Source organism: Pseudohaliea rubra DSM 19751, assembly GCF_000764025.1.
In the GTDB taxonomy this organism is placed as follows: Bacteria; Pseudomonadota; Gammaproteobacteria; order Pseudomonadales; family Halieaceae; genus Pseudohaliea; species Pseudohaliea rubra.
In genome coordinates, this window is sequence record NZ_KN234810.1 from 1 (window position 1) to 7,428 (window position 7,428).

Here is a 7,428-nt window from a genome sequence, read left to right on the forward strand (position 1 = left end):
CGCGAAGCCGTGGACGCACAGCTCGGCAGTCTCCTGCGCGGCGGCAAGCCGGCCTGCGGGGCGCTGCGCGCGGAGGAGTTCGGCTACCTGTTCCCCGGCGCGCGCGGCGCCGGCTCCGCGGCTATCGCTCCCCTGAACTTCGCCGGTGACCGCGGCCTTGTCGCCGTGGGCAGTGATGACGCCAAGCGCTACCACAGCCGCATGGGCACCCTGTTCCTCGAGCACCTGGCCGCTGTGATCGGCCGGGTGCTCGTCCGCCTCGACCGCGAGGGCGCGCCGGCAGCAGCGAGCTGACGCCGTGGCTGCCGCGGCGCGGGAGGCCCTGGACTTCGCCACGGCCGTCGATGACTTCCTCACTTACCTGCGCGAGGTACGACAGCTCTCACCCCACACGGTAGACGGCTATGCCCGGGACCTCGCCGGTCTCGGCGACGCGCTTGGGGGCCAGGGTATCTACCGGCCCGAGAAGGTCCAGGAGGCGCACATCCGTCACTGGGTGGGCGGGCTCCATCGCCGGGGCCTTGCCGGCGGCAGCATCCAGCGTGCCCTGTCCGCGGCCCGCTCCCTGTTCAATTACCTCGGCCGCGAAGGCGGCCACCCCCGCAATCCCGCGGCGGCCGTGCAGGCCCCACGGCGCGCCCGCAAGCTGCCGCGCACCCTGGACCCGGACCAGCTGCAGCAATACCTTGCCTTCGACAGCGAAGGACCGCTGGCGGTGCGCGACCGGGCCATCGCCGAGCTGTTCTACTCTTCGGGACTACGCCTGGCCGAGCTGGTGGCTCTGGATGTGGACGACCTGGACCGGCAGCAGCGCCTGGTCACCGTGACCGGCAAGGGCCGCAAGACCCGCACCTTGCCCGTGGGCACCGTCGCTCTGGACGCCCTGGAGGCCTGGCTTCGGGTCCGCCCTTCGCTGCAGGCCGACGCCGACGGCAGCCGCGCGCTGTTCACGAGCAGCCGCGGCAACCGCATCAGCCTGCGCAACATCCAGGCCCGGCTGCGCCTGCAGGGACGGCGCAGCGGCATGCGCCAGGACGTGCATCCGCACATGCTGCGGCACTCCTTCGCCAGCCATATGCTTGAGTCCAGCGGTGACCTGCGCGCGGTGCAGGAGCTGCTGGGGCACGCCAACATCGGCACGACGCAGATCTACACCCATCTCGACTTCCAGCACCTGGCAAAGGTCTATGACGCAGCACACCCCCGGGCCCGGGCCGAGGGGGGCGGGGAAAGCGCGGAGGACGGGGAGGAGCAATGAGCGTCACGGTAGTCACCTTCGACCTGGACAACACGCTCTGGGACGTGGAGCCCGCGCTCCTGCGCGCCGAGGCAGCGCAGCGCGCCTGGCTGGAGCAGCATCGCCCGGGCGCCCTCACCGGTCTTGACGACCGAGCCCTCTTCGAGCGCAAGCGTGCCCTGGTGCGCCGGGAGCCCCGGCTTGCGCACCACGTCAGCGATATGCGCCGGCAGTTCCTCTATGAACTGCAGCGCGACGCGGGCTACGGCGAACGGAAGGCCCGGTCCGGGGCCGAGGCGGCCTTCAGCGTGTTCCTGGAAGAACGGCACAAGGTGGAGCTCTACGAAGAGGCGCTGGCGGTCATCGAGCAGCTCGCCCGCCACTACCGCATCGGCGCGCTCACCAACGGCAACGCCGATATCTACAAGACCGACGCCGGCGACTACTTCGACTTCGCCTTCCTCGCCGAGGAGGTCGGCGCCAGCAAGCCGGCACCGGATATGTTCCGTGCGGCCATCGAGCGAGCCGGTGTCGCCGCGGCGGCGATCGCCCACGTGGGCGATTCGCCGGGCCACGACGTGGCCGGCGCGCGGGAGGCGGGGCTGAAAACGGTGTGGTTCAATCCGGGCGCCGCACCCTGGGACCCGGCGCAGGGCGCCGGCCCCGATGCAACGGTACGGCAGCTGACGGAACTGCCGGCGGCGCTGGCGGCTCTCTAGGGTCGCTCTGGTTGCCCTGACGGGCGGCAGCGGCCGCCCTGCCGGCGGGGGCCGGGGTTCAGACCGCTTCTTCGCCGGTCTCCCCGGTGCGGATGCGGATGACCTGCTCGAGGTCCGTGACGAAGATCTTCCCATCGCCGATTTTGCCGGTGTTCGCTGCCTTGATGATCGCCTCGACGATGGCGTCGAGCTGGCCCTCGGCAACAGCAATTTCAAGTTTCAGCTTCGGCAGGAAATCGACAACGTACTCGGCGCCGCGGTAGAGCTCCGTGTGCCCGCGCTGGCGGCCAAAGCCCTTTACCTCGGTAACAGTGATGCCCTGCACGCCGATGTCAGACAGGGCAGCCCGCACGTCGTCCATCTTGAAGGGTTTGATGATCGCGGTAACAAGCTTCATGGTCGCGCGGCTCCCTCAGAATTGAACCGCGATGATAGGAAGGCGAGGGGGCGGGTGGCAAGGATAAAAGCGCAGCTATCGGGTAGGAGGCGGGATTGCTCCCGCCGTCCTCCCACACCACCGGGCATAACGCAGTGACGTCACTACCGCTTCGCCATCCGCCGGCACTGTGTGGTGACCACCTTTTCAATGCGTTGTAGCGCTGGGTAGGCGCCGTGACGCGCCTCGAATTCTTCGCGCGCCGGGCCGATTCTCTCCTGCAGCGCGTCTGCGGTCTCACGCACCAGGTTACCCAGGAATTGCGGCCGCACATCACATTGCCTGGCGAGCGATTCCCAGTCCGCGGGCGTGATCACACTGGGATTGCGTTCGCCGCCGACATCGAAGGCGAGATGGTAGTCGATGCGTTCGATGGCGCGCGTGCACACCAGGTCATAGAACGGTGCCAGGCGGATTGCGTCATCAGGCAAATGCAACAGGGAGAGGTTCTTGGCGTGGCCATCGGAGTTGCCCGCGAGCACATTGAAAATCTGCCAGCGTAGCAGGTGTTGCACATCGATGGCCGGCTCGCTGGAGGCCTCCTGCACCAGACGGTAGCACTGGGCGAAGGACGGTCCGCCATGTTCCTGATATTTTTTCTCGTGCCCGTAACCCAGGGCCTGGCAGAAATCTTCCTGGTGCAATCGCTGCACCTCGCCGCGTTCATCCCAAGGTCGATCATAGCGCACGATCTGTGCATACCGGGTTTTTACAATGGACCGCAAAGTGATAGCTACCACCGGCAGGCCGATGGCGTCGGCCAGTTGTGTGGTGAAGGTCTCGTAGGCGGGCAAATGGCGGTAGTCGGCCAGCTCGAACTTCAGGATGTGACTGGAAGGTGCTTCGCCCTGCGGCAGATAATACTGATCGTCGCGCACCAGTACCGGACACTTGTCCTGGGCGCCGGCGAGCGACAATCGCGGGCGCTCGTCCGCCGGCCAGACAGCGTAGATCTGTCCCCGGCGCGCCGCCAGGTCGGCCAGGTCCTTCGCCGTCAATGGACGGTACTGCTGCTGGCCCGACGGTTGTTGGTCTACGGGCAGGATCGACAGCGCGCCGGCACACTCGCCGCCGATGGCTCGCAGCAGGTCAAAATCCGTATTCGGCAGTTTGAGGTCGCGGACGATGTGTTCGCGCACCGCCCCCTCAGGCAAAAGATTGGCGAACCAGCGCTGGGCGATGCCATCCTCCGGGGCGAATTCCCGGATCGCCAGCGGCAGGGAGCGGGACACGGCGAAGCCGCCACCGGTGATCCACGCGGTATCGTAGCGAAACCCGATGGCCCCGGTCGTATTGCGCCAGAGCTGACCGACCAGGCGCTGCTCGTGCCAGACGTTGAGGATGTCGGGGTCGGTCATGAGGTTTCCTCACGGGTCCTACCGGTACGGTGAGCCGGCGTCGCCCGCCCGCGTGGCTGGATGATGACCTCTAGCCCCAGAGTGCGCAGAGCCTTCAAGACCTTGCCGGTCTCGGCTGTCTCCTTGCCCCGTTCAAACTCCGACAGGAAGCGCGTGCTCAGGTTACCGAGCCCGGAGACCGTCTCCAGCGTCAGGCGCCGCTGCTTGCGATGGGCGCGCGCCAAGCGGCCGAGTTCCTCGACGCTCTGGACCGCGCCGTAAATGCTGTCTTCCTCTGTCATGGCCGCGCCTCTAAAAAAATATCGTACGGTAAAAAACAACAGCTCGATCGGCCGATGGCAACAAAAAATTACCGTACGTAAAAAAATACTCGTGCGCAAGCGGCCTATATCGTAAAAATATCACGCACGATAAAAAAGTGAGTGCCACCGCACGCCTGTCACGAGTGGTTACACTGTAACCGGCCGCCCCGTTCAGGTATTGGCCGTTCCCGATTCACAGCCCGCAAGATCGAAAAGCGGACGTCCACAGAGTCCAAAGGCCTTTCCGCCGCCCTGCGGCGCGAGCGCATCGAATGCGTTGTCCAGCATATTCGAGGGGCGACCCACGCCAAGTCATCCGGCCAGCACCACCTGTGCCGGAACAGCGCCAGTCACGGCGCTACGCGCCATGCCCGGCGCACAAAAAAAGGGGGCCCGAAGACCCCCCAAAAAACGCATTTTACAATGCGCCCGCAAGCTTGTGCTATTTCTGGCTGACGAACTCCGGGTAGGCCTCGAGGCCGCACTCAGCGACATCCACACCCTCGTACTCCTCCTCTTCTCCGACCCGGATACCGATCACCAGCTTGAGCACGAAAAATACCGTCAGGCTGGTCAGGAAAACCCAGCCGAAAATAGTGCCGGCACCGATCAGCTGACCCGCAAAGCTTGAGTTCTCCGCGTTGGTGACAGGAACCAGCAGCAGACCGAACAGGCCGACAACGCCGTGCACCGAGATCGCGCCTACCGGATCGTCAATACGCAGCTTGTCGAGGGTAATGATAGAGAAGACCACCAGCACACCACCGATCGCGCCGAAGATCGTCGCCTGCAGCGCACTCGGCGTGTCGGGTCCTGCGGTGATAGTGACGAGGCCGGCGAGGGCCCCGTTCAGCGCCATGGTGAGGTCGGCCTTGCCGAACATCAGCCGGGCCGTGAGCAGCGCAGCAACGAGGCCACCGGCGGCGGCCGTATTGGTATTCATGAACACAATGGCGACGGCGTTGGCGCTGCCGACGCTGGCGGTGGCCAGCACGGAACCACCGTTGAAGCCGAACCAGCCCATCCAGAGGATAAAGGTACCGAGGGTCGCCAGGGGCAGATTGGCGCCGGGGATCGCCTGCACGCTGCCGTCAGCGCCGTATTTGCCCTTACGCGGACCAAGGAGGAGCACGCCGGCGAGGGCAGCCGCTGCCCCGGCCATGTGGACAATGCCGGACCCCGCGAAGTCGAGGAACCCCAGGTCGCCCAGGGTGTACATGCCGAACACGGGGTTACCACCCCAGGTCCAGCTGCCCTCCATGGGATAAATAAAGCCCGTCATGACCACGGCAAAGGCCAGGAACACCCAGAGCTTCATGCGCTCGGCGACGGCGCCGGACACGATAGACATGGCGGTGGCGACAAAGACCACCTGGAAGAAAAAGTCGGCTGACGGGGCATAGGTGGCCGGCTCTTCTGCGCCGGCAACACCGTCACCGGTGATACTCGACAGGAAGATGTCGCCGCCGTACATGATCGCGTAGCCGCAGACCATGTACATGATGCAGGCGATGGCATAGAGCGCGACGTTCTTGGTGAGGATTTCGGTGGTGTTCTTGGCGCGCACAAGGCCCGCCTCGAGCATGGAGAAGCCCGCGGCCATCCACATGACCAGGGCCCCGCACACCAGAAAATAGAAGGTGTCCAGCGCGTACTGCAGTTCGAAAATATGTTCTTGCATGAGATTCACTCTCGCCTCAACTGGCCCAGGGGTTCAGATCGCTTCCGCACCCGTCTCACCGGTACGTATCCGAATGACCTGCTCAAGCGTCGTGACGAAGACCTTGCCGTCGCCGATCTTGCCCGTGTTAGCCGCCTTGGTGATGGCCTCAATGGCCTGTTCGAAAAGGTTCTCGCCCACGGCAACCTCGATCTTTACCTTGGGCAGGAAATCCACCACGTATTCCGCGCCGCGGTAGAGCTCTGTGTGCCCCTTCTGCCGCCCGAAACCCTTTACCTCCGTCACGGTGATGCCCTGTACACCGATCTCCGACAGCGCCTCGCGCACGTCGTCGAGCTTGAAGGGCTTAACCACAGCCGTGATCAGTTTCATGTCACTCTCCCGATGTCCCGGCGACGCGGCCCTGGGCCGCCGCCTTGCTTTCCCGCTCGCAGGAAGCGCCGCTGCCGACGACGCTCGATCACACTTTGCAGCACTTTCTCAGAACTTTTGCAGGGCATATGCTGCAGAGCGTATGCCAGTAGATATTTTATTGTTTAAAAACAAGGGTTTATTAAAACTTCACCACCATCGCAAGGTCGCCGAGAGCCGATCCTGCAACAAACAGCGCACCAGGTTGGCGCACAGCACTATTTTAGTGCCACGCCCGGCGCTGGGCCCCGCCAGCACTATCCACTACACTTTCCTTGAACAACTGGGGGACACCCAATGGCACTGAAACCGCCACCGATCGGCGAGGTCATCCAGCAGGTCAACGAGCTCGTGGGGGCTGAGGGCCTGCGTGGCGAGGTCGACCGCAACGCGAAGCTGCTGCTGCAGTCGGCCTTGGCGCGCCTCGATGTGGTCAGCCGCGAGGAGTTCGACGCCCAGGCCGCCCAGCTGGCCCGCACCCGCGACCGGGTGCAGACCCTGGAGGCCGAACTGGCGGACCTGCTCGCGCAGCTGGATGCGCTGGAGAAGCGCGGAGGCTGACGCACACGGGCACTATGGGTGGCGCCTTCCCGCGCCGACTCCGGTACAAAAACGGTAGCAGCTCAGGGACGAGCGATGGACTACGCCATGATCTACAGCCGCGCGAGCGCCGGGCTGGATGCCCCGCTGGTGCGCGTCGAAACTCACCTCGCCAACGGACTGCCTGCCTTTCAGATTGTCGGCATGCCCGAGACCGCCGTGCGCGAGAGCCGCGACCGGGTGCGCAGCGCGCTGGTGAACAGCTGTTTCGACTTCCCGGAGCGGCGCATCACCGTCAACCTCGCGCCGGCGGACCTGCCCAAGGGCGGCAGCCGCTTCGACCTGCCCATCGCCCTTGGCATCCTCGCCGCCTCCGGCCAGCTCCCCCGGGAGGGTCTGGGCGCCTGGGAGTTCATCGGCGAACTCGCCCTCGACGGCTGCCTGCGGTCAGTGGCGGGGGTGGTTCCCGTCAGCATGGCCGCGGCCGATGCGGGCCGGCGGCTGGCGCTGCCCGCCGAGACCGCCGGTGAAGCCGCCCGCGTGCCCGGCAGCGAGGTCTATGGGGTAGCAGACCTGCTGACGCTCTGCGCGGGGCTGCGCAAAACGCGTCCCCTGGGGCTGGCGACAGCGGCAGCGGCTGCACCGCCGGCGCCGGCACCGGATCTTGCCGACGTGATCGGCCAGCCCGGCGCACGGCGCGCGCTCGAGATCGCCGCCGCCGGGGGCCACCATCTCCTATTCACC

Annotated in this window: 10 protein-coding genes; 5 read left to right on the plus strand and 5 right to left on the minus strand. The window is 65.6% G+C overall.

Features of this window, described 5'->3' with window-relative positions; translation table 11 throughout:
- The 3 genes from HRUBRA_RS14130 to HRUBRA_RS14140 all read left to right on the plus strand — a co-directional run.
- The coding region (locus tag HRUBRA_RS14130; RefSeq protein WP_035518220.1) for a DUF484 family protein at positions 1-294 on the plus strand (294 nt) is incomplete at its 5' end.
- Positions 295-298: 4 nt separating this feature from the next.
- Complete coding sequence (gene xerC / locus HRUBRA_RS14135; protein WP_052094958.1) at positions 299-1,258, plus strand: tyrosine recombinase XerC; 960 nt, start codon at positions 299-301, stop codon at positions 1,256-1,258.
- Complete coding sequence (locus tag HRUBRA_RS14140) at positions 1,255-1,956, plus strand: HAD family hydrolase (protein ID WP_035518222.1); 702 nt, start codon at positions 1,255-1,257, stop codon at positions 1,954-1,956. Before xerC ends, HRUBRA_RS14140 begins: the two co-directional genes overlap by 4 nt.
- Positions 1,957-2,014: 58 nt before the next feature.
- Here HRUBRA_RS14140 and glnK (HRUBRA_RS14145) read toward each other — a convergent pair whose 3' ends face one another.
- The 5 genes from glnK (HRUBRA_RS14145) to glnK (HRUBRA_RS14165) all read right to left on the minus strand — a co-directional run bounded on the left by glnK (HRUBRA_RS14145) (position 2,015) and on the right by glnK (HRUBRA_RS14165) (position 6,105).
- Positions 2,015-2,353: a P-II family nitrogen regulator gene (gene glnK / locus HRUBRA_RS14145; protein ID WP_035518223.1), complete on the minus strand. Its 339-nt coding sequence runs from the start codon at positions 2,351-2,353 to the stop codon at positions 2,015-2,017.
- A 143-nt stretch (positions 2,354-2,496) separates the two neighbouring features.
- Positions 2,497-3,750, minus strand: coding sequence for a type II toxin-antitoxin system HipA family toxin (locus tag HRUBRA_RS14150; protein WP_052094960.1), 1,254 nt, complete (start codon positions 3,748-3,750; stop codon positions 2,497-2,499).
- Positions 3,747-4,031: a helix-turn-helix domain-containing protein gene (locus HRUBRA_RS14155; RefSeq protein ID WP_052094962.1), complete on the minus strand. Its 285-nt coding sequence runs from the start codon at positions 4,029-4,031 to the stop codon at positions 3,747-3,749. The genes HRUBRA_RS14150 and HRUBRA_RS14155 overlap by 4 nt, the downstream gene beginning before the upstream one ends.
- Before the next feature lie 463 nt (positions 4,032-4,494).
- Entirely contained in the window at positions 4,495-5,733 is a 1,239-nt protein-coding gene (locus tag HRUBRA_RS14160; RefSeq protein ID WP_035518239.1) for an ammonium transporter family protein, read from the minus strand.
- 33 nt (positions 5,734-5,766) lie between these two features.
- Positions 5,767-6,105 carry a P-II family nitrogen regulator gene (gene glnK / locus HRUBRA_RS14165; RefSeq protein ID WP_035518224.1) on the minus strand — a complete coding sequence of 113 codons (339 nt, stop codon included), beginning with the start codon at positions 6,103-6,105 and terminating at the stop codon, positions 5,767-5,769.
- Between the two features lie 336 nt (positions 6,106-6,441).
- Between glnK (HRUBRA_RS14165) and HRUBRA_RS14170 the strand changes: the two genes are divergently transcribed.
- Both HRUBRA_RS14170 and HRUBRA_RS14175 read left to right on the plus strand, forming a co-directional pair.
- Complete coding sequence (locus tag HRUBRA_RS14170) at positions 6,442-6,705, plus strand: accessory factor UbiK family protein (protein WP_035518226.1); 264 nt, start codon at positions 6,442-6,444, stop codon at positions 6,703-6,705.
- A gap of 87 nt (positions 6,706-6,792) precedes the next feature.
- The coding region (locus HRUBRA_RS14175; protein ID WP_236629883.1) for a magnesium chelatase domain-containing protein at positions 6,793-7,428 on the plus strand (636 nt) is incomplete at its 3' end.